Here is a 22601-nt window from a genome sequence, read left to right as displayed (position 1 = left end):
TCCTTCGACACTACGTGGATTCAAACCGTTAAAGACAGACTCAAACCTGACATCAAGACTACGACATCTGTATTTAGCCAGCCCTGCGACATTTCAATCTGGCCTCGACATAGCTGCCCAAAGCAGAACTGACGTATCCAGTTATTGATAACAAAGGTCGAACTATTTCGCGCTTCGGATACAGGGTACCTGTCATATGTTGGAAGAGGTACCAAGCTTGAAGCAGCAGGTTCCCGCACTGTACCCCGACGACCGGAATATGGAATACGCCATTTGGGTAGCGCGCATCAGGGATTACGTCACTAACCGCCCCACCCACGATGCGCCGAGCGGTTGTCAACCGCTCATACGATCTGTGCAGGTCTTAGGAGGCATCGCGTGACGCACGGTTATGCAGCCTCGCGCGCGTCACGCGCGGCTTTTTCCCCCTTGGTTCGCTTGCGTATGTTGAATAACAAACAACCAGTCTCCATCGCGGGCGGGTGTCGCCTGCTTCAAAACCACAACTTGGGTCTAGCATGTCGAGTATCTTCGTTTTTGCCAGCTCACCAGCAGCTCATCGGTTGCGGACACCCGCTTCAGCTACGATGCGGGCTGACCTGGAGAGGATCGGCCCTTTGCTCACCGGCGTCTTTCGGCTTTCTGCGCATTTTTCCCATGGACAGCTTTGCGGCCCGCCCTCCCTTGATGCAGTCCGCAGAAGCGAGCGATTATCCGAACATCCCGGGATTAGCGACTAGACTTAAAGCATCGTCGGCGCATGCTCAGGCAGGAGGAACTTATGCGCCATTCAGTCACGATCCGGACGTGCGACCGAAGGGAGGCAGACCGATGCTGGAGACCGTTCGAACCGCTGAGCGAATCCGCGACGAACTGCAGAACCGCATGACGAAAATCGCCGCTGGCGTGCCGGGAGCTTTGCGCGTGCGCATACCGCTACAAGACCGGCACCCGCCCGATGCATCCGGCCACAACCGGTACCTGGTGCCGCTCAATGACCTCGGCGCAGATTGCGCACATCATGTCCGGAAGGTGATCGAAGACATGCGTACCGAGTCCGTGCTTCCGGATTGACGCCTTGATACCGAACCGGAGCGGCTCATGCAAACGCACGTATTTGAGCATCGAGGCTACGAGATCGTGGTAGAGCCGGAGCAGAACGCATATGGGGCGTGGCAGGCGAAAGTGAGAGTGCGCCATGCCGATAGCGCCGTGGCCGAATTCCGTCCGGATACGGTTCAGCCGGAATGGCTTGCGCAGGAGGAGGCGGTGCGGGACGGCATCGAATGGGGCATGCGTTTTGTCGATCACAAGCTCGAAGAATCGCACGATCCGACGTGATGGAACAATCAGCGCAAAGGAAACAAACCCGGCAGGGTCCCGAAAGACGCCACCCTCCGATGCGCTTACGGTGCACGAAATGGGCAACCGCCGTTATTCTGGCGGGGGCGCCTACTTGTGAAGCGCGTGAAACGAAAGAAAGTCGCTAACGTCCTCAAAGGTGAATAGCATTTTCATGGTCACCATTATGCACGCATGCGCAGCGCAAATGGCTACGCGATACGCGACTTCCTGCATCGGAGCGACATTCCGTTCGAATGGATCGAACTGCGCAGCGATAAAGAAGCTGAGGAACTGGCACACGTTCAGCATCTCTCCGATTCGCGCTTGCCGGTTTGCGTCTTCCACGACGGCACGCGGCTCGAATGTCCCACCATCCGGCAAATCACCGAGAAGCTGGGCTGGTTTGCAAGTCCATCCCGTGAGGCCTACGATCTCGCGATTTACGGCGCGGGCCCAGCGGGATTGAGCGCGGCGGTGTACGGCGCATCGGAGGGATCGCATACCGTACTGGTGGAGCGTTGGGCACTGGGCGGTCAGGCGGGCAGCAGCTCGAAAATCGAGAACTACCTGGGCTTTCCACAGGGCCTAAGCGGCGCGGAGCTCGCCGAGCGGGCGCGCGTTCAGGCCATCAAGTTCGGCGCCGAAATCCTGCTGGCGCGCGCCGGCGTGCACGCGGAGTTTCCGCCAGGCCGTGGCATCGTGTATCTGGAAGACGGCACACGTATCACGGCGCGCACGTCTACCTGCGCGACCGGCGTCGCATATCGCACGCTGGCTCTGGCGGGTGAAGAGCGCTTTCTCGGCGCGGGTCTCTATTACGGCGCCGGCGCGAGTGAGGCCGAGCTGATCCATGGCGAAGACGTATATGTGGTGGGCGGCGGCAATTCGGCGGGACAGGCCGCCATGCATTTTTCGCAATCCGCCAACCGCGTCTATATGCTCGTGCGTGCCACATCGCTTAAGAACACATTGTCCCAGTACCTGGTGGATCGCATCACGTCGGCGCCGAACATCGAAGTGCGCACGTGCACCGAAGTTACCGCGCTCGCAGGCAATGACGTGCTGGAGGAGATCACGCTGACCGATGTCCGCACCGGCCGGCAAAGCACGGTAAGGACGAATTGGCTATTCGTCTGCATTGGCGGGGTGCCGCAGACCGAATGGGCGCAGGAGGTCGGCATTGTCCGCGATGAAGGCGGCTATCTCGTGACCGGTCCCGACCTGCAGGAATATCGGGCGAATTTGAACTGGCCGCTGGAACGCGCGCCGCTGCACCTGGAAACATGTGTGCCCGGCGTATTCGCAGCAGGCGACGTACGTCACGCGTCGATCAAGCGCGTGGCGTCGGCTGTCGGCGAGGGGGCAATGGCTGTCGCGCTGGTGAATCGCTATCTCAATAGCGCCTGAGCGGACGCGCGGCCTTGATCCGCGCGCGTCTCGCGTACCTTGTCCGAGGAGGACGATCATGACCCCTGGTTGCACGCACCAAGGCGCGGCCCGCATTTTCCACACGTCCATCGACTATTGCGAGGACTGCGTGCAGCTCGGCCAGCCGTGGGTACATTTGAGGCTTTGTCTTTCATGCGGGCACGTCGGCTGTTGCGATTCGTCGCCCAACCGGCATGCAAGCAAACATTTTCACGCGACCGGCCACCCGCTGGTACGTTCAATTGAACCCGGCGAAACGTGGATCTGGTGTTATCGCGACGAGATCGTCGTAGGTGAACTTGAATCGTGACGGCAACACCGGCCGCACGTGCGGCCGGTGTTGCGTTCTTCAGCATGCCGGTGTCACGCATGCGCCGGTGCTTGCTTCGGCGCCTCGCTGGGCGCTTCCGTAGGCGCTGCTCCTTTCTGCACACGCACGGAACGCGTACCCGAGTCGTAGGTCATTGTGACCTTGTCGCCGTCGCGCACGTCGCCCCGCAGCATCGCATCGGCGAGTTGCGATTCCACTTCAAGCCGGATCTTGCGTTTGAGCATCCGGGCCCCGAACTCGGGGTCATAGCCGATCTTCGCAAGGTAATCGCGCAACGCATCGTCGAACGACAGATCGATGCCCTGGGCCAGCGCCGTACGCCGTACACGCGCAAGTTGCAGATCGACGATGCTGCGAATCTGCTCCTTGCCGAGCGCATGAAACACAACCACCTCATCAACGCGATTGAGAAACTCCGGCTTGAAATGATGCCGCAGGATCTCCATCAACCGGTCGCGCAGTTCAGGATAGTCGAGCTGCTTCGAGTCGGCCTTCATATTGTCCTGAATCAGTTGTGAGCCGACGTTGCTCGTCGCGATGATGATCGTGTTGGTGAAATCGACCAGACGTCCCTTGCCGTCGGTGAGCCGCCCTTCATCGAACAGTTGCAGCAGGAGGTTGTGCACCTCCGAGTTCGCCTTTTCGATCTCGTCGAGCAGCACCACGCAATATGGCCTGCGCCGCACGCGCTCGGTGAGTTGCCCGCCTTCCTCGTAGCCGACGTATCCGGGCGGCGCGCCAACCAGCCGTGCCACCGTGTGACGCTCGGAATACTCGCTCATGTCGATGCGCACCAGCGCGTTCTCGTCGCCGAACACCGAAGCGGCAAGCGCCTTCGCGAGTTCGGTTTTACCCACACCTGTAGGCCCAAGAAAGAGAAAGCTCGCAGTCGGCTTGCCCGCTTCCGTCAAACCGGCGCGCGAAAGCCGCACTGCTTTGGCGACCGCGGAGACGGCTTCATCCTGGCCGACCACGCGCTCCTTCAGGCGGTCTTCCAGTCGCAACAACTTTTGACGGTCCTCAGCCGTGAGTTCAGATACCGGCACGCCCGTGAGCGACGAAACGATCTGCGCAATGTCCTCCGCCGTCACTTCCTGAGAACTGGTGCCGCGCTCCTTCTTCCACGTTTCTGTGGCTTCATGCAGGCGCTTCTGTTCGGCGACGAGCTGTTCTTCCAGTTCCTTGGCTTTATCGAATTTCTTCGCAGCGCTGGCCGCGTCCTGTTCCTGTTTGATGCGGCGGATGCTCGCCTCGACATCGTGCAATGGCTGCGGACGCGAATTCGACGAAATGCGCACGCGTGCAGCGGCCTGATCCAGCAAATCGATTGCCTTGTCCGGCAAAAAGCGTGCGGCGATATAGCGGTCCGAGAGCTTTGCCGCGGCAACGACCGCCGCTTCGGTGATTTTCACCTTGTGATGCGCTTCGAGCCGGTCGCGCAGGCCACGCAGAATCTCGATCGTTTCCTCGACGCTCGGCTCAGGCACCATGACTGGCTGAAAGCGCCGCTCCAATGCCGAGTCCTTCTCAATGTACTTCTGGTATTCGTTCAACGTGGTCGCGCCCACGAGGTGCAGCTCACCGCGAGCGAGCGCGGGCTTGAAGACATTGCCGATATCCAGACCGCCTTCGCCGCCGCCCTGGCCGGCGCCGACAATGGTATGCAGTTCGTCGATAAACACAACCAGACGGTCCTGGTTCTCGATGATCTCGTCCAGCACCTGCTTCACGCGTTCCTCGAACTCGCCACGATACTTCGCGCCTGCCACGACGCTATTGATATTCAGTTCGACCACGCGCTTGCCGCGCAGCACCTCCGGTACCTGGTCTTGAGCAATGCGTTGCGCGAGGCCTTCGACGATGGCGGTCTTGCCCACACCCGGTTCGCCGATCAGCACCGGATTGTTCTTGCGCCGCCGCGCGAGCACTTCAATGGTGGTTTCGATTTCCTTGTCACGGCCGATCACCGGATCCAGCTTGCCTTGACGTGCAAGCGCGCTGAGATCGCGCGCGTACTTGTCGAGCGTGGGCGTGGTGGAGCGGCCTTCCATCTTGCCGTCTTCGGCACCCTTGCCGACCACCTTGACTGCTTTTTGCCGCAGCGATGGCGACGACAGCCCGAGCTTGCGCAGCAATTCACCTGCAAAGCCGTCTTCTTCCTCGACGAGCCCAATCAGAATGTGTTCCGGTCCGACGTAGCTGTGACCCAGTTCCAGCGACGCCTTCAACGCATTTTCCAGCGCACTTTTGGCGCGTGGCGACACACCGAACTGCTCGTTGTCGCTCGGCTCCTTGCGGGTGCCGCGAGGCGCGGTCTGGTCGATGGTCTTCTTGATCTCTTCGGGATCGAGCTTGAATTCGCGCAGGATTTCCTGCACGACATTGTTATCGGCGAGCGCCAGCAAGAGGTGTTCCGTATCGACTTCGTTCTTGCCGTATTCGGCGGCTGCTTGCGCCGCGGCTTGCAGGCGGTCCAGACCGCCCTCGCTCAGGTACGTCTGCAGGTCGACCGCTTCACGCGCCCGGCGATGCCGGCGCGTGCGGCCGCCTGGCTGTGCGCCCGTTGAATCGCCGGTTTGCCCGCTGCTGCCGGTACCTGTGTCCTGATCCGCGCCGCCGGATTGTCCGGGCGCGCGTCTGACGCGTGACCGGCTACCGCGGCCGTCTTCCATCTGTGGCCACATGTCGTCGAACAGACTGTCGAAAAGTCCGCCGTGAAAGAGAGACTCGAGCTGATGATCTCCTGTTCGTCCGTGAGCGCATCGCTTCCCGGGCGGGTAAGGGGTGGGTGGAAAATATCTGTTCCGCTGCTTATTCCGATGCCGCCTTGTTTGGGCGCTGGACTTGCACTGCACTCGGAACGACGCAATCGGGTGGGCGGCGCGTCGATTGATCCGTTGTTCGCGGCACCCAGTTCCTCTAGCCGTGCGCGCAGGAACGCATCGGTATGCTCAAGGCCGTGCCGCACGTGGCTTCGTCCGTGTCGAGGCCTACCGCGACTTCCGCCAGCGGCACATCGTCCACTTGTACTGGCAGCACCGTGAGCCGCCACGCGTTGGGCAACTGGCCCAGCAGCATGCCCGTGAGCGAGCGCACTTCATGCTCGCTCGCTGCCTCTTCGGGCTGTTCGTCGCTGCTGGCCCGCACATCTTCGAGCTTGAGCGCATCATCCGGTTGCCAGAATTCGAAGGTCTGTTGATCGCCTCGTCGATTTGGTCTGGGGTCGGAACGAGCGTAGCGGCGCCGCGAGATTCAGGCGAAACCCGTCGTCCTACGTCGCGTCGGCCGCGCACTGCTTCGTCGTGCGGTACCGACAGCACGAGGCGGTGCAGCGTGCCCTCTTCAATGGATATGCCTGGATGCCCGCGAACGCGCTGAAATCGGCAACGCGTTCGGCTTCTTCTCCGGCCGCCCGCAAGGTAGTGGTCAGTATCAGCCGCAGCTTCACGCGATAAGTGTCGCCGGCGCGCAGCGTGTCCCTTTAGACGCGCGCCCGCGAACTCATCAGTTCCGTCAAAACGGGAGCAGATGCCGCTTTAGATGGTGCGCGGCCAGTACACCAATCTGCTGCTCGATGCTGACATGGGCCAGATCATCGAGACCGCGGAACATGACAGGTTGTCTCACGATAGGCCTGAGCGCGGAGTGCGGATCGTGTTATTTGATCTCGATGCGCCGCTTCGCTGTCGGTTCTCCGGCCGCTTTGGGGACGCGCAGCGTCAGCATGCCGTTTTCGAATCTGGCTTCTGCCCGATCGAGATCGACGCCCGCGGGCAGCGGGACCGCGCGCTGGAAGTGTCCAAACGACCGCTCGACCCGATAGCATCCCTGTTCTTCGCTCGTCGATTCAACGCGCTTGTCGCCGCTGATGATCAGCATGTCTTCAACCACTTCGAGTTCGACGTCGTCGCGGGTCATGCCTGGCAATTCGGCGACAACACGCAGTGCGTCGCCTTCGTCGGTGACATCGATCCGCGGTTGAAACTCGCTGGCGCTGAAGTCGCCGAACCAGCTTCCGAGCGGTCCACGGCCGCCGAACGGATCGCGTATCAATTCGGCGAACAGATGAATCGGATCAGGCAGCGGCCAGCTGGCAGGCGCACGTGATACCGGGGCAGCAGCGGCTGCCATCGGTGTCCCGTTACCCGTTTGCGTGCCGCCAGTCTGCTGCCCATTTTGCTGGGTGCTTTGCTGACCTGTGCGGGGCGCACCCTCGTCGCCCGATCCGATTTTTTGCGCGGGGTGCGACCGTGAAAACCGGAACGGATTCCATTTGTCAAGATCCAGAAGCATGTGATTCTCCTTACACGAAGTACGCCAGTGCCAGACCTGAGGCTGGACCACTGGGGATCACGGGCGGTCCATTCGACCTCCGCATGCGAGGTTGGCCGCGGGCTTGACCTTGTGACCCGCGAGTGCCCCGGAACGGTGCGCTTACGGATGCAATGGCGCGTGTGGCTCGCCGGTCAGGCCATCATGGTGCCATGCGCGCGCAGTGATGCCGAGTACGAACAGCAGCGCGCCCGTGAACAACGCATACACGCCGATCAGCCACACAAGCGCTAGTGCGCCGGCGCCCGGAACGAGCAGCACGAGGATGCCGAACAGCACGGAGAGCACTCCGGTGAGCACCAGCATCCACGCATTGCGTAGACGCCTGTGCAGTCGCGTTGCCGCGATCAGATCGAATACGCCGGTGATAATCGCGTTTGCGCCGATGACGGCTATCAGCACGAGTGTGGTAATTCCCGGCACTAACGCGGCTATCACACCAGCGCCGACGCTGCAGATGCCCAGCAGCAAGGGCACCCACCAGACGCCGTGCGTCGCGCGGTAGCGGATGGCCGCGACAATCGCGACAATGCCGCTGGCGATTGCGTAGGCGCTAAACAGGGTGATGAGCAGTAGCAGAGTGAGGCCCGGCCAGAACAGCGCCAGAATGCCGAACAGCAGCGCTACCGTGCCACGCAGAATGAGCATCCACCAGGCGCGCCCAAGTAGTTCACCCATGTGGGACTCCAAGCTGTACCGTCAGATAATGAACTTCAGTCTAGGCCGCACGCATCTGCGATTCTTTCGCGTTTCTGCGATGCGTTTCGCAATTCTGCGTTCATTCAGGACGCGTGCTGAACGGCATCCAGACTGGCATCGCGGATGCACCTAAATGACCCGATCCATCATCGGTTTTTCAAAGCGGCTCGCCGTGAGGAGTTCTAACATGAAGTGATGCAGCGGACGGTCTGGCATTGGCGTCATCATTGCCGGCCCGGTGTCGCACCGTCAACCCAATAATTAAGGGAATGTCACAAAAACGAATCTGCTTGCATGGCTGCTCGCGTCGTCGCTGGGATTCCCTCTAGACGCGCACGCCCAGGTGGCGATCCTTCACCGCTTTTTTTATAGCCGCTCCCCGTGATTTGCGTTCTAACATGAATTTAGGCCGCGTTGCGTTCTAACATGAATTTAGGCCGCGCACGGAATGGCATTAGCGTAATCATTGCTGCGGCGCCCAGCCGCTTGGTGTCAGCGCGGAAGAGTCAGGCGCGATCGTGGCAGGCTGGAGCGTGAGAAAGTCGGTCATGGACAAGCCGGTCTTCAACGAGAAGGGTGAGCGTGTCGGCGTCGTTCACGACATTATCGTGGCACCGGACCGGTCGGTATCGTTTTCAATCATCGCCGCGAACCAGTTCCTGGGGGTATCGCATCAAGACGTGGCATTCCAGTCGAGCAGCTCGATTTCGTCTATGGCGAACTGGTGCTTTCCGGTGCGACGAAAGATGCGATCAAGGCGCTGCCCCAGTTTCAATACACAAAGGTACGCGCGACACCGAAACCAACGTCCGACTACAGCGAGCATCACTGACATAGGTCTCGCATCCTCCATGGTGGATGCATCTGACGCGCGGCACGTTCGTTCCATGGGCAGTGCGCCGATGACTGCGCCGCTGGGTGTCTATTCGTCGTGCCGCGTGATCGCCGCCTGCTCTTCAGGCGATTTCCTCAACCAGCGCCGGTGCAACGCCCGTTCAATACTGCTGCCCACCGAGAGCAGCAGCAGGAGCAAGGCGGTGGCAATACCCGCAATCTGCCATGCGCCAATGCCGCACACAATGCCGAGCGCGGCGGTGACCCAGATCGAAGCCGCAGTCGTCAAGCCGCTGATCTTCCCTGTGGCGCGGTTTTGCAGGATCACCCCGGCGCCGAGAAAGCCGATGCCCGTAATGACGCCTTGAATCGCACGGCTGGCATCGCTGCCGTCGGTGAAACCGTGTAGTTCGAAGGACATGCCGGCCATCGTGACGAGACAGGAGCCGAGCGCAACGAGGCCTAGCGTCTTGACGCCGGTTGGCTTGCCATGCAGGTTTCGATCGAGCCCGACGATACAACCCACCAGCACTGCCGCGACCATCCGCAAGATCGCCTCTAGCAACTGCACGTGTGAAATCATTGGCACCCCCGCTGAGGTTTCCAGGTAACGTCGTGCTCGGTGAGCACCTGGCTGCTCACTACAGTCTTGCGTCGAGGGGAGGTCAGATTCCTGCATGCCAGTCTCGCACAGGCCAGATGGAACGCCGAGCCCTCGTCGAGGCATCGAAGACACCATGCGCGGCGCTCTCGCCGCCTGGCGCGCGACAGATTGGTGTCATAGCCTCAGGCGACGCCGCGCTTCCGCCACGAGTAGGACAAAAGCTTGTGATGCAGCGCCATTCCCACGCGCCCTAGCACGCAGCCGCATGCCTTGCCCCGCAGAAGCAATCGCTGCGCGCTAACCCGCTTTAGGCTCGTTCCTGATGCCGCGCAATCCGGTCGCCAACGCGGGTGTTCCGTCTTCGGCTCTAAGCGACATGACGGAATCGCCACCATGGGCATACAACCCCTCCGCCGCATGCGCAATGGCATTGAGGTCGCTCACGAAAGACAAGCCGGGCGGCAATTCACGTGACAGTTCGGCGCGCTAGGTCACCGTCTCAGGCAACACACGCCGGTCGCGTCCTATACCTTTTATACCGTCCTCGCTCAGGCGGTAGATTGGTGTCATCTCTGAGCCCGCATACGTGGTCGGGATCGCGACGATCCGGATGCTCGATTCGAGCGCGATCCCGTTACCCAAGCCACATCCGTCGATGTTCCAAGATCGCGGACGCGCGTGCGTACGACATGCCGCTTCGCGCACGCGCCGCTTTCGAGCGCTGTGTGATACCGGGGTAAGCGTCAGCTTGCAGAATGCCTTCAGGAGCGTGGATTGCTTCGAATCCCGCTAGTAGCGTGTCGAGTGTCGTCCCGACTTGCCGCGCCATATCGCTCAGCAGCATCCATCAACGAAGTCCGGTCGCTTCTGCCCATATTTGAATCCGCCTTAAGCAGCCTTGGATTCGACGTGGGCCTAGGTGGGGCGACGCGGCAAGGAAGAGACCCTGCTTATCATGAAGCAAGCAATAAATTGGACCCCAGCTCCCGGGTTACGCTGCCAACCGATGAGCGTCGCTTTCACCAATGGCGGGCTGAATCCGGTGCAGGGATTTCGGCTCGTTATACCGACGGGTAGCACTGTTGTGCAGGCTGCGGGCTGCGACGAGTCCGGAATGAGTCACGCCATCCTGATAAGTGCACCATTTGTCGCAGTTATTCCCGGGCGGGCGCAGTTGACCACGATCCCTGACAGCGATCCCAAGGGCTGGGTTATCGCACTGAAACCGGGCGTACTTGGGCAAGTCTCGGAGGAAGCGTTTGCAGCGGTCCCGAAATGGTCAAGGTCTTGCGATCCGTTCCTGCGAGAGGCCGCGGATGCACTGGGTGCTCTGGATCATGCGGATCTTGTCGACGGTGCCTGCGCCGACGCTTTTGCCGATGTCATCTCGGTGCACATCGCTGTGCGCTACGGGCACTGTGCTGGGGCAGTCGAGCCGGACATGCCTCTTACGCGACAAATGCTGGCTCGCATTCAGGCCTTCGTTCATGACAACATAGCCGAAACCATTTCGGTCGAGCAACTCGCAGTTGTGGTGCACATGAGTGCATCAAAGTTTGCGCGCGTTTTCAAAACGGCCACAGGCAACCCGCCCCATCTGTACGTGACACTCGAACGGGTGAAATTTGCAAGGACGATGCTGTGCGAGGAGACCATTCCGCTGGTTGACGTTGGCGCGCGCGCGGGATTTCAGACCCAGCAGCATTTCACCGACGTGTTTCATCGATACACCGGTGTGACGCCGCGCGCATTCCGACTTGCCCACCGGAACGTCGGTAGCTGATTCATTTAGCGCCGTTGCGGACAATACAATAACCGCGGGACGCCAGCGCTCGCGCTTAAACCAGAGCGACAAGAGTTTCTCGAAGTGGCTTATCTGTTGTCTGCCTTGGCAGTGGACGTGTCAACGTTGATCGGGGCCGTGGCCCGGCGTTTTCGTGTAGTACAAGATAAACGTGCAAGCTCAGGCGCATGTATCACGTCGCTGAACTGGTTTCGGCTCTCGGACCTGCTGACCCGGTCGTCTTGCCATGACTCGCACCTTCAACACAACCGTCCTGTCAGGCGATGCTCAGCCTCGAGAGCAGCGCTTCTGCGGCTGCTTCCGACGACGCGGGATTCTGGCCCGTAATCAGGTTTGCCGCGACAACCACATGTGATTGCCAATCTGGCCCCTTTGAATACTTGCCTCCATTCTTCTTCAACATCTTCTCGACGAGGAAAGGCACTACGTCCGTAAGACCGACGGCCGCTTCTTCCGAATTGGCAAATCCGGTGACGGGCTTACTGCGCACGAGTGGAAAGCCATCGGGCAGCTTTGCATGGCGGAGCGCACCGGGAGCATGGCAAACCGCGGCGACTGGCTTTCCCGCCGCATACACGGCTCCGATCAATGCGATCGACTGCGGATCTTCTGCCAGATCCCATAGCGGTCCGTGCCCGCCGGGATAGAACGCGGCGTCATAGTCCGCAGCCGAGACAGTTGAAAGCTTCGCTGTATTTGCCAAAGCCGCTCGCACTTCTGAGACGCCGGGTCGCTTCAGTTTGCGAGTCCGGATCGTCGCTCCTGGGGTCAAGGGGCGGCTGCCCGCCTTAGGGCGAAGCGAGTGTCATCTCGACGCCTGCATCCTTGAATACCTAATAAGGCGCGGCAAACTCTTCGAGCCGAAATCCGGTCTTTCGGCCCGTATCGCCGAGCTGGTCGTGTGAAGTTAGTACCACCAGAATTTTCATGACAACCTCGCGAGCCGGTTCAATTCAAGTTGCAACGAGCCGACGAGCCGTGTCATCAGTCCAGGTCATTCTGGCAGAATGCGGCTGTCAAGAGCGCCGAGGCGTTTCCGGCTTTGGTCCGTGTCCTTTCCCGCCCCTCGGCCACGTCAGTACGCAAGCGAGCCGCCCGGTCTCCAGCGGCCTGTCAGTAATCGATGGTGATCTGGTTGTCGACTCGCATCACACCGGGGGCAAGCCATGCGACCCGCTCGGCCTCCTCGCGCTCGGCCCATGAGCGGACCGTGCCGCGGAGGATGACCTTGTTGCCTTCGGCCTCAACCGTGATGTGCTGCGCGTCGATTTCCGCGTTGCGCTTGAACGCGTCCTCGATCTTGCGCTTAAGATCCTCAGGCTTGACCTTCGGCTTGATCTCGATCTGGTTTGTCAGGCCGGTTACGCCGTTCACCCGCAGCGCCGTGTCGGCTGCGCGGCGGCGCTGGTAGTCCCATTCGACTTCGCCCTTCAGCGTCACGTCTCCGTCCCTGACGACCGCCTTGATGGTGTCCGCCGCATCAGGCAGTTCGGCCTTCAGTTGGGCAACGATCTCGCGCGCGATCTCCGGATCGGGTCGCTTGTCGATCAGCGGCACTCGCACTTCCACGTCATTGGCGACGCCCTTCACGCCGCGCACGCGCGCCGCGTCCTCTTCGGCCTTGCGCCTTTGCCGGAAGCTGCGCGCGAAACCGGACAATGTGACCGCACCATCCTTGACCGCCACCCCGATATCCGATGGATCGATGTCCGGATCCCACTTCAGTTCGTACTCCACATCCCGCTTGATGTCTTCGTCGGTTCTCATCGCTGCTCCTCGTCGGTTTGTTGATGGACTAACACGCGCACGCGGGCCACGCCCAGCGTCACGCGCATCCCCGTCCACGGTAGGGCGCACCGGGCCGGTTTTCTTCCCTACGCCTGTGCAGTTTTTGCGCAAGGCTGCTGCACTTTCATATGTGAAAGCCGCGCAGCGGGAACTGCAGAGATCCGACACGTCTTCGCAGGAATGAGAAAGAAATGCAACCGGCAAGAGCCCAGTATTGATGTCATCTTCATCGGGCTAATGGCCCTGTCAACATCCGACGGTACGCGCGGCGCGGCACATGCAGGGCTGGCTGGCGCCGCCTCTGTTTCGCGGCGCGGTCGACCGGCTTGCGCGCGGCGCTGAGCATGAACTCAACCGTCCTGCCGCGGACGGTCCTGGTTTATTTAGCAGAAAAAGGAGCAAACCGATGAGCGATCTGGTCGTTGTAGCTTTTAAAGGCGAAGAGACGGCCGACAAGGTGTTGACCAAACTCCACCAGATGCAAAAGGAGCACCTGATCGACCTTGAGGATGCCTGCGTCGTGGTCCGTAGCGCGGAGGGCAACGTACACGTCAAGCAAGCCGTCGATCTCGTCAAGATCGGCGCGCTCAGCGGCGCGGCTTGGGGTGGTCTGTTTGGGTCGCTGGTTGGCCTGATGTTGCTCAATCCGCTTGTGGGGCTGGCGACAGGCATGGCCATCGGTGCCGGCACGGGTGCATTGTCGGGCGCGCTCTCAGACTATGGAATCGATGATGATTTCATGCGTTCGACGGGCCAGAACATCGAGCCGGGTTCGTCGGCGCTGTTCATCCTCGTGCGTCATGTGAATTTCGACAAGGTGCTGCCCGAGCTGAAGCCTTTCGGCGGAAAGGTACTAAAGACGTCTCTCACGAACGATCAGGAGGAAGGCCTGAGGAAGGCGCTAGAGAGCCTGAACAGCAGTGGCACGACAGCATGAGCATCCCCTCGCTGCATCAGGGTTCTCATCTTAAGTTCTGTTGAAGTTCGTATTTGGGTCGGATCTGCACCCCGACAATCTTCCGGACCATACCTCGTGGACGTCGATCACATCGACCCGCAGTTCGGCATTGGAGAGTGCTCGCGCTTAAGCTTCCGAATACTGACAGGACCGCATCTGAAGGCCGGAAAGGTCGAAAATCAGCAATTGCGCGAACTGAGCGTCCGTCGGCCGACCGTGCTGTAGCGGACGCTTCCTCGCTGGATGAGCTTCCCGGGGCAACAAGGTCTTGAGAACACCGGCGCGCGCCGGACAAGTGGCCCGGCGAAGTCTCTTTCCGGTCGTGAACCAGGAGCGTAGAGCAGCGGACTTTTAATATTGTTGGTCACCCGTTCGCATCCAGCACGGCGCGTCCGCTGCAGGACGGTAGGCAAACAGGAAGCACCCCTCTTGTGTCGCTCGAAGCGGTCGTTCTCTCAGGGCTGCTCTACATGAATTGACCACGCACAAGATCGATATGTGCTGAGCGCATGGCACTCGACTTAACCGTCTGCGCTGGTCCTGGATCCAGGTCGCATGTAAGACGGAAGGGTCCAGTTTGGGACCGACCTTCGCTAGCAGCTTGTTCGACGCGGTGCCCCGGTCGAGCGCGCGGGACCCGTGGTGTCGAGCCTCTCCTGCTTCACGCAGGCGATGGTCTCTCGCGCCACCCGGCAGATCAGTGACGTCGATTTCGTGTCGTCGATGCCGCGATTTTCGATGTGCGTAGGAAGGTGGCGATCTCCGCCTGCAATAACCGTGATTGCATGCAGACAACGCCGCTGCAATAGCAAATGCCGCTGGTTCTCTTATGGAGCGCAACATGACAAAGGAAAGTCGCGTCGACACCCCGGACTCGAAAGCCGGGGCGCAGGAAGCGCCAATGACCCCGGACGAACAACTGGACGAAGCGCTCGAAGAGACCTTTCCTGCGAGCGATCCAATTGCCGTTCACCCCGAGCCCGAGCAACGCGCGAAGAAGTAAGCTCAATCGCCGTGGGTACTGGAAAGCAACAGAGCGAGCTTCTCGACGCGCTGCAAACAGCGTTTCCTGTGCGTAGATTTGTCCGACGCGCCCGAACAGGTCGGGAAGTCTTGTGATCCAACGTGCACATTTACCGCGATCAGGGGCGACGCAGTTCGACCGCCGAGTAACTGCGGCGAGCACGAAGCGTCCCGGGGGATGGCGTCAGCCCGGTTTCCTTGCGTTGACAATTCCGTTCGATGTTCGCAAAGTCGCCACGTTCATTCGCAAAGAAAGGATGGAATTGAAAGCAGCATTGCGCAATAACTGCGCAGGCGAAGGGAAGAAATGCACGTCGGCACGCTCTACGATGGGCCAATTCGTGCGGCGCAGGCGCAGCCCGCGTGCGCGCGTTAATCCATCAACAAAGCGATGAGGAGCAGCGATGAGAACCGACGAAAACATCAAGCAAGACGTGGAGTACGAACTGAAGTGGGATCCGGACATCGATCCATCGGATATCGGGGTTGCGGTCAAGGACGGCGTAGTCACGTTGTCTGGTTTCGTGCGCAGCTGGAGGCAAAAGCGCAAGGCCGAGGAAGATGCGACGCGTGTCCACGGCGTGAAGGGCGTCGCCAATGACGTGGAGGTCCGGTTGCCTCTAATCAACAAGCGGCCGGATCCGGAGATCGTGCGCGAGATCATTGCCCAACTGAAGGCCGAGCTCCCTTATTCGGCGGACAACATCAAGGCGGTCGTCAGGGACGGATACGTGACGCTGAAGGGCGAAGTCGAATGGGACTACCAGCGCCGCCGTGCGGCCGACACGGCGCTGCGGGTGAGCGGCGTAACCGGCGTGACGAACGAGATCGAGATCAAGCCGAAGGTCAAGCCCGAGGATCTCAAGCGCAAGATCGAGGACGCGTTCAAGCGCAACGCGGAAATCGACGCGCAGCACATCACGGTTGAGGCCGAAGGCAATAAGGTCGTCCTGCGTGGCACGGTCCGCTCGTGGGCCGAGCGCGAGGAGGCCGCGCGGGTTGCATGGCTTGCCCCCGGTGTGACGCACGTCGACAACCGGATCAACATCGGGCGCTGACGGGCTAGAGACCGGTCGGTTCGCTCCCAGCCGGTCATCGCGCTCGCTTCGGCGGCTCTATCGACCCGAGTGCGCGATACAGCAAAGCCTTAACCGGCTTGATTCGCGTCAAAGAGCCCTGCTGTGGCCCAGATTCAAAGGAGCGCAACGCCTATGTCGTTTCCGCCTACGGGAGCTACCGCGATGACCTACAAAATAATCGTCGTTTTCAACTCAACTCAACGCGAGCGAGCAGGTTGATCCGCGACTTCGAATCACCCTGCGGCTCGCGAAGCGCTTCAGCGCGCGTCTGACGGGCCTCTGCTCCGTGCTCACCCCCGTCACGCGCTCGTCGCATGATCCGGGCGCGGCCGAATGCTTTCAAAACGATGAGAAGCGCGTCCTGAACAGCGTGGCGCACTCGAGAAGCTCCCCCAAGCAAACTCGCGCGCGGTGAAGTGTCGGGACAAGACTGTCGTTGACCGGCGAGCTCGCTGGCGTCACGCGGCGATTTGCGATGGCCGCGGAGTCGGCGACCGATCATGCTGAGAGGCGCACCATGGTTGTCACTACCTGGGTTGTCGTTGCCGACGGCAGCCGTGCACGAATCTTCGAGACGCCGGGACTTAAACTGGACTTGCGGGAAATTCAAGACCTCGTCAATGTCGTCGCTGGTGGACCGGCGCTGAGTGAGAAGGATCGCGAAAAATTTGCGGAAACGGTCGCCAACTGCGTCGAACAGGGACGGCTTCATCACCGGTACCAGCGATTGCGATTTGCCGTGGAGCCGAAGTTTCTCGGGATGCTGCGCGCGCGTCTGAGCCGGGAGACGCGTGAGATGATTGTCGAAGAGATTAACGAAGACCTCTCGGCCCTCGATGCGCGCGAAATTCAAGCGCACCTGCGAAGGCATTGACAGCGACCTGCCGTAGACCGCATTAAATGGGCGCGATCAAATCTGAAGTGCAACAGCTTCCTCGTGTAAAGTGCGCACATGCAAAAAAGAAGAACGTATCAACTGCTTCAGCCTGAAGCGCGCATGACCATTGCAAGCATGAAGCACCAGCGTTCGAGTGTTCGGGCCATGGCCCGAACACTCGGGCGCACGGCATCAACTGTGAGCCGCGAGCTGACCGGAAACACATGTTCTGCCGTGGACTATGCGTCTGCGCCGGCGCAGCGGGTCAGCACGGGCCGACGCGAGGCTGCGCGCCCATGTCCCAAGCTGCATCCTCAAAGCCTGTCGTGGCGCGTCGTACTCACCCTGCTGGAATGGAAGTGGTCGCCCCAGCAGATCTAGGTACGCACAAGCGCATGTGGCCCAACGGTCCGACCCAGCACGTCTCGCATGAGACTATCTCCACTGCCTGTCTATGTGCAGCCACGCGGTGAGCTGCGCCGCCAGCTTATCGCCTGTCTGCGCCACGGTCACAGCACCCGCATGTCACGCAAACGGGGCACTGACCGGCGCGGCCAGATCCCCGACATGGTGAGCATCCATTGCGCCCGCCTGAGGTCGACGATCGGGTGATGCCAGGTCACTGGGAAGGTGACTTCATCAAGGGCGCCGGCAATTTGTCTTCCGTCGAGCTCAGCGCACCAGTCGCCTGGTGCTGCTGGCGAACATGGAAGACGCCACCGCCACCTCGCCGCCCCTTTGCGCCAGGGCTTCACCAACGATCAGGGTCAGGAAATGACCCGGCATCAGGAGCTCAGCGCGCCACCGGCGTGCGCGTGTACTTCTGCGATCCGCACAGTCCATGGCAACGCGGTACCTGCGAGAACACCAATGGGCTGCTGCGGCAGTGCCGAAGGGTACTGACCTCTCGATCTACAGTCAGGACGAGCTCGATGCCATCGTCGACAGCCTCAACAGCCGACCTCGCGCCACCCATGCATGTCATTCGCCATTCGAGGTCTTCGAACGCATGCTCGCAACCGCTTTGATAACCTCAACTTCCATTCATTAGCCACCGTTTCGCTTCACTCTTGAAACCGCCCACCACTTCGCCGGCTTATTCGCGGCCTTGCAGCGCGGCAATGCGCTTGTCGATCGGAGGGTGCGTCGCGAACAACCCAATCCAACCGGGTTTGTCTGTGATGCCAAATGCCTTGAAAGTTTGCGGAAGTTCGCCGGGTTCAAGCCCACCCAGGCGGGCGAGCGCGCTGATCATCGGCCGCGGTGAAGCCAGCAGTTGAGCAGATCCCGCATCGGCGCGAAACTCGCGCAAGCGCGAGAAGTAGGCGACGATCACTGAAGCGAGGATACCGAAGACGATCTGGCAGGCAATAACAGTAACGTAAAAACCAGGGCCCACCCCGCGTTCAGTGCGAAAGAAAGTCTTGTCCACGAAGTAGCCGACTACGCGCGCGAAGAAAATCACAAAGGTGTTCACCACACCTTGAATGAGGGTCAACGTCACCATATCGCCGTTGCTCACATGCGTAATTTCATGTCCGAGGACCGCTTCTATTTCCTCGTTATTCATCGATTGCAGCAGGCCGGTCGAGACGGCCACCAAGGCTGAATCCCTGAATGCGCCGGTGGCAAACGCGTTCGGCTGACCTTCAAAAATTGCAACTTCCGGAATACCGATGCGGGCTTTCTGTGCGAGTTGCCGTACGGTGCCCACCAACCATTGCTCGGTCGCATCGCGTGGAAAGTCGATGACACGCGCCCCGGTTGTCAATTTCGCCATCGACTTTGAAATAAGCAGCGAGATAATCGACCCGGCGAAGCCTACCACTGCGGAGAACACGAGTAGGGAACTGACTTTTAGCCCGCTCTCGGTCAGGAAGCGGCCGATGCCGAAGACATTCAGTACTATCGAAAACACCAAGATCACCGCGACGTTGGTGGCGAGGAACAGTATGACCCGTTTCATTCGTGAAGCTCCTTTAGAAGCTTGCTACGGGTTGGCCTGGGGCAGCGCGTACGTCCATGGTTCCTGCGCTTTTTCCTTCTTCGCGCCCGGACATGTTGGATTCCTGCGTTTGTGCGCGAACTGCCTCCGCAACGGCGAAGTCCTACGCGTCGGGAATGCGCTGCGAAGATGACGGCGACGTTGGCGATCCTATCTTTGTCTTTTCAAAGCCCCTTTCCTCCCGTATCGCTCTCTCCTACCTGGTCCGGGCTCAGCCGCATGGACGATGCCGTTCAGGCGGCATCGCCTGCGGCCGTCCGTCGCGTCAGACGTGCGCCGGTTTCGTGGTCGACTTGTCCGGAGCTCCGTCTCTGGTGACTGCTTCTGTACGAGCACGGCGTTTGCACCCTGTCGTAGGTCATAACGACTTTGTCGCCTTCGCGCACATCGCCGCGCAAAACGGTATCCGCGAACTGCGACTTCCCTTCCTGAGGGATTTTTCGCTTGAGCATGCGTGCGCCGAACTCCGGGTCATAGCCGATGTCCGCGAGATGGATCGCTGGCGGCGGTGATTATCGTGTTTGTAGAATCAACCAGACGTCCCTTGCCGTCGGTGAGTCGGCCTTCGTCGAAGAGTTACAGAAACAGGTTATGCACCTCCGAATGCGCTTTCTTGCGCTCATCGAGCAGCGCCACGCTATACGGCCGGCCGCGGACGCGCCGGGTGAACTGGGCGAAGGATGAAAATCGGATTATCGGCGGCTGATTTCAACCCTTGGCGTATTCAAATTCCGGGAGCTTGCTCAGCGCATCCTTGCTCGCGCCCTCCAGTATCATCTTCGGTGTGATCTGCTTGAACCGCTGCACCGGGATAGCGACGCGGTGCGCGGCGATCCCGAGAAATCCGCCAACATCGATAATGGCCACGGAAAGTGACCCGTCGGGCGCGATAATCAGGTCGTCGATCCGTCCTATCTTTTCGTTTTTGTCGTTGTACACATCGGTGTGGACCAGCTTCGATGCACGCCACCCCTTCGCTACGAGTTGCGTTTGGGTGACGCTCACGCCGAGAGGCACCGTGCCTGCGACCGGGGCTGCGGGCTGCTGCCCCGTCGCGGAGCCGGCAGGGAACACGGTGGCCGTCACGGCGACCAAAAGTGAGAGGGTTCTCGCAGCCTTTTCAAGTTTTTCATTCATGATGTACTCCCAACGCGCACGAATAAATAGTGGGGCCCCCTGCCGCGCCGCGGCCTTTATCGGTGCAGCGGCCCCTTCCGCTTGCCGGAGAGGTCGCTGCGCCGCCGGCCGCGCGGACTGCTGCGGAGTGCTATCAGCAGCACTGCAGTGATCACGGTCTGCATAGGCCGAGCGGCAACGGAATCCACCGGTCTTTTGGCTCGAGCGATGCCGGAACCCTGTGACGACCGCCGCGGCGCATCCTAACAGCGCGTACGCCGCGAACATGGCGATGAGCAGAACAAGCGTAATTCCAGGCGCCAACAGTGCGAGCAGGCCCAATAGCAGTCCCGCGATGCCTCGCACCAGGAGCAGCGTCCGCCATGCATGTGCTAACAGCTCGTCCATCGCTGGTGCTCCGATCTCAACCAAAGTGAACTTCATCCAGGGCGTCAACTTTTGCGCCGAGCTGATTCGGCCCATGACGTCAAGCCTAGGCTCGCCAAGGGCGTGCTTCTTTCTCTTTTCTGCCTAGACGTATCGAAAATCTGCAGTGTGACCCGCGCGGGGACCGGTCGCGAAACCGGGAGGAAAGGATCGGCGGAGGCGATGTTGGTGTCCTCCTGCAACTCGTGAGTTGCCGCACCGATCAATCCTTTCTTCCGGCTTCACTTTTTCGCCCGGCAACTACCACCTCGCACCCCGCTTCGCGACGAGCAAAAATGCGGCTATCCGCCACTGGCTCGTCGGCGTGGGCGGATAGCCGCTCGTGCTTCAGCGCCATGGCGAACTCGAGGATCTTGCAATTCGTGGCCGGGAGTCCGTGAGGTTTGCGAGCCGCGCGATATCCGCGCTGAGGCACGGAGAAATCTCGGCGTCGTCGCGTTGATTTTCAGCGACGCGATAAAAGATTGCTCAGCTTCTTGCGCGCCGACCTTGCATCGAACGGTACCTGCTCCGGGTCGATCCACTCTCCGGGGCCCAACACATCAGCGAGTTTGTCGTCACTCAAATATTGCGGCGGCTCCGGTCAGCGCGCGCGGGCTCAGCGGCGGCAGAATTCAGTCGAGCGTCACTCATACAGCCACTGGAATACGCATGGGCATCCGTCAAGACGGCTATATCGCGGCGCTGATTGCACTCGTGTTTAGCCTGAATGACGATGATTTCCTCGGCAATAAAGAGGCGTAATTGTGAGGTCCAAGCATCTGCTTGCTGACGCATACTACAAGAGCGACTGTGCTGAGGCGAACGCGTTAGCGGTTGAAACCGGGGAGATAACCGAAAAAACGGATACACCGCCACCGCTTGAACGAATACACACATTCCACGGCCGCTACCCTTGGGCCGATTCGTCAGTGGCCAGGCAAATCGGCGCAAATAAGTAGCAGGACTACCCCGATGCCCGGCAGCGAAAGCCGCGAACCTTTTTCACGCCAATTTTTCGGTCGTTTTCGTTACCGATGAGCCACAGCACGCCTCCGCGGTCGGGACACGTCATGCTCGACCGGCTGGCCGAGCCGCTAACGGATCAGCAGGCGATGAGCCTCCTATCAACGCGATCTTCGCCTCCTGGGCAATGCGCTCTCGGCTGTCCATATCGAATCCTTTATGCGAATCGTCGTGAGCGCGCTGACGATGGCCGCCGCCATGCCGTCGATCGGCACAACCACGTTCGGTGAGACAGCCCGGAGGGCCGCCTTCGGCATGTCCGATGCCACACAGGACGACGGTTCCTGGACGATCGTAAAAGCACCGCACGCCTCGATAGCCTTGAGTCCCGCCGCACCGTCGTCAAGCTTGCCTGTCAGGACACGCCCTTTACGCGCGGACCATACTCGCTGCGGATCGAAACAGAGGGTCGGCAGCTGGACGCGCAAATTTTCCTTGGGTCCCGTTGTTCGAACGATAGCGCCGGCGCGCATCAGCATGTGCCGGTCCCGAGGCATCACATATGCGGTTGTTCTGGCGATGCGCTGGCCATCGCGTGCATGCACAGCAGGCAGCTCCCAGCCAGCCTGAAGAATCCCGGCGAGCTGGCTGGGCCACGCCCCAACGTGCATTACGGTGAAGATACCCGCTTGCACATCTGCGGCCAACGAGGACAGAATCTCCCGCAGTGCTGCAGACCGTCAAGCGAGGCACTCAGAACGACAATATCTCGCTGATTCGACGTCCTGGTCATGTTGTCTGCCCCAGTCGTGGATGGATAATTCAGCAAAATTACGCCTGTCCTGATGCGCCAGCGCTGCGTGGCAACCGTGAGATGCGGCTCCGCGGGCTAAGCTTTCTGCGCGGCGAGTCGAGCGCAAAATCGCCGGAGATATCTTCTGTCCTTAAAAAACCAAGGTGAACGCGTGGCAAGAACGTCAACGAATG

19 protein-coding genes and 4 pseudogenes are annotated in these 22601 nt (G+C 60.3%); 12 read left to right on the top strand and 11 right to left on the bottom strand.

Annotated elements, in window-relative coordinates; translation table 11 throughout:
- The first annotated feature begins 657 nt into the window (after positions 1–657).
- From JMY24_RS39095 to JMY24_RS36955, 4 genes are all read left to right on the top strand, one after another.
- Entirely contained in the window at positions 658–1074 is a 417-nt protein-coding gene (locus JMY24_RS39095; RefSeq protein WP_236597754.1) for a hypothetical protein, read from the top strand.
- 27 nt (positions 1075–1101) lie between these two features.
- Complete coding sequence (locus JMY24_RS36965; protein WP_128597018.1) at positions 1102–1341, top strand: DUF6566 family protein; 240 nt, start codon at positions 1102–1104, stop codon at positions 1339–1341.
- A 195-nt stretch (positions 1342–1536) separates the two neighbouring features.
- Positions 1537–2751 carry an NAD(P)/FAD-dependent oxidoreductase gene (locus tag JMY24_RS36960; protein ID WP_201704003.1) on the top strand — a complete coding sequence of 405 codons (1215 nt, stop codon included), beginning with the start codon at positions 1537–1539 and terminating at the stop codon, positions 2749–2751.
- A gap of 58 nt (positions 2752–2809) precedes the next feature.
- Complete coding sequence (locus tag JMY24_RS36955; protein ID WP_128587830.1) at positions 2810–3082, top strand: UBP-type zinc finger domain-containing protein; 273 nt, start codon at positions 2810–2812, stop codon at positions 3080–3082.
- Between the two features lie 53 nt (positions 3083–3135).
- Here JMY24_RS36955 and JMY24_RS36950 read toward each other — a convergent pair whose 3' ends face one another.
- From JMY24_RS36950 to JMY24_RS36935, 4 genes are all read right to left on the bottom strand, one after another.
- Complete coding sequence (locus JMY24_RS36950; RefSeq protein ID WP_459564433.1) at positions 3136–5775, bottom strand: ATP-dependent Clp protease ATP-binding subunit; 2640 nt, start codon at positions 5773–5775, stop codon at positions 3136–3138.
- Positions 5776–6022: 247 nt separating this feature from the next.
- Entirely contained in the window at positions 6023–6250 is a 228-nt protein-coding gene (locus JMY24_RS36945; RefSeq protein WP_128598226.1) for a hypothetical protein, read from the bottom strand.
- A 510-nt stretch (positions 6251–6760) separates the two neighbouring features.
- A complete protein-coding gene (locus JMY24_RS36940; RefSeq protein WP_128598225.1) occupies positions 6761–7396 on the bottom strand; it encodes an Hsp20/alpha crystallin family protein in 636 nt (211 codons plus the stop codon).
- A gap of 141 nt (positions 7397–7537) precedes the next feature.
- Positions 7538–8113, bottom strand: a complete 576-nt coding sequence (locus JMY24_RS36935) for an HdeD family acid-resistance protein (RefSeq protein WP_201704001.1) — start codon at positions 8111–8113, stop codon at positions 7538–7540.
- 569 nt (positions 8114–8682) lie between these two features.
- Here JMY24_RS36935 and JMY24_RS39515 point away from each other — a divergent pair.
- Positions 8683–8757: pseudogene (locus JMY24_RS39515) on the top strand (PRC-barrel domain-containing protein); the annotation flags it as partial.
- A gap of 299 nt (positions 8758–9056) precedes the next feature.
- Here JMY24_RS39515 and JMY24_RS36925 read toward each other — a convergent pair.
- Positions 9057–9551, bottom strand: a complete 495-nt coding sequence (locus JMY24_RS36925) for an MgtC/SapB family protein (protein WP_128597016.1) — start codon at positions 9549–9551, stop codon at positions 9057–9059.
- Between the two features lie 1027 nt (positions 9552–10578).
- On the opposite strand from JMY24_RS36925, the gene JMY24_RS36920 reads away from it, so the two are divergent.
- Entirely contained in the window at positions 10579–11355 is a 777-nt protein-coding gene (locus JMY24_RS36920; protein WP_236597752.1) for an AraC family transcriptional regulator, read from the top strand.
- Positions 11356–11632: 277 nt separating this feature from the next.
- Here the strand turns inward: JMY24_RS36920 and JMY24_RS36915 are convergent.
- Together JMY24_RS36915 and JMY24_RS36910 are read right to left on the bottom strand one after the other, a co-directional pair.
- Positions 11633–12305: pseudogene (locus JMY24_RS36915) on the bottom strand (type 1 glutamine amidotransferase domain-containing protein).
- Between the two features lie 184 nt (positions 12306–12489).
- Positions 12490–13143 (bottom strand): BON domain-containing protein, encoded by a 654-nt coding sequence (locus JMY24_RS36910; RefSeq protein WP_201703999.1) that lies wholly within the window; start codon positions 13141–13143, stop codon positions 12490–12492.
- Positions 13144–13441: 298 nt separating this feature from the next.
- Here JMY24_RS36910 and JMY24_RS36905 point away from each other — a divergent pair, with 298 nt between their 5' ends.
- The 6 genes and pseudogenes from JMY24_RS36905 (at position 13442) to JMY24_RS39830 (ending at position 18152) form a co-directional block, all read left to right on the top strand.
- Positions 13442–14101, top strand: coding sequence for a DUF1269 domain-containing protein (locus tag JMY24_RS36905; protein WP_236597751.1), 660 nt, complete (start codon positions 13442–13444; stop codon positions 14099–14101).
- A 96-nt stretch (positions 14102–14197) separates the two neighbouring features.
- A complete protein-coding gene (locus tag JMY24_RS36900) occupies positions 14198–14347 on the top strand; it encodes a hypothetical protein (RefSeq protein ID WP_201703997.1) in 150 nt (49 codons plus the stop codon).
- Positions 14348–14963: 616 nt separating this feature from the next.
- Complete coding sequence (locus JMY24_RS36895) at positions 14964–15125, top strand: hypothetical protein (RefSeq protein WP_164853838.1); 162 nt, start codon at positions 14964–14966, stop codon at positions 15123–15125.
- A gap of 424 nt (positions 15126–15549) precedes the next feature.
- A complete protein-coding gene (locus JMY24_RS36890) occupies positions 15550–16203 on the top strand; it encodes a BON domain-containing protein (RefSeq protein WP_201703995.1) in 654 nt (217 codons plus the stop codon).
- Between the two features lie 538 nt (positions 16204–16741).
- Positions 16742–17098: a host attachment protein gene (locus tag JMY24_RS36885; RefSeq protein WP_128598650.1), complete on the top strand. Its 357-nt coding sequence runs from the start codon at positions 16742–16744 to the stop codon at positions 17096–17098.
- A gap of 78 nt (positions 17099–17176) precedes the next feature.
- A pseudogene (locus JMY24_RS39830) lies at positions 17177–18152 on the top strand (IS30 family transposase).
- 45 nt (positions 18153–18197) lie between these two features.
- Here the strand turns inward: JMY24_RS39830 and htpX are convergent.
- From htpX to JMY24_RS36860, 4 genes and pseudogenes are all read right to left on the bottom strand, one after another.
- Complete coding sequence (gene htpX / locus JMY24_RS36875) at positions 18198–19067, bottom strand: protease HtpX (protein ID WP_128598648.1); 870 nt, start codon at positions 19065–19067, stop codon at positions 18198–18200.
- A gap of 189 nt (positions 19068–19256) precedes the next feature.
- Positions 19257–19778: pseudogene (locus JMY24_RS36870) on the bottom strand (AAA family ATPase); the annotation flags it as partial.
- A gap of 36 nt (positions 19779–19814) precedes the next feature.
- On the bottom strand, positions 19815–20705 hold the full coding sequence (locus JMY24_RS39505; protein WP_128598649.1) for a PRC-barrel domain-containing protein: 891 nt from the start codon (positions 20703–20705) through the stop codon (positions 19815–19817).
- A 1070-nt stretch (positions 20706–21775) separates the two neighbouring features.
- On the bottom strand, positions 21776–22342 hold the full coding sequence (locus tag JMY24_RS36860; RefSeq protein WP_268960851.1) for a chemotaxis protein CheB: 567 nt from the start codon (positions 22340–22342) through the stop codon (positions 21776–21778).
- Positions 22343–22601 lie beyond the last annotated feature (259 nt).

The organism is Paraburkholderia kirstenboschensis, assembly GCF_904848585.1.
Classification (GTDB): Bacteria; Pseudomonadota; Gammaproteobacteria; order Burkholderiales; family Burkholderiaceae; genus Paraburkholderia; species Paraburkholderia kirstenboschensis.
Note: the sequence above shows the minus strand (reverse complement) of the source record. Positions and strands in the feature narration are given on the sequence as shown.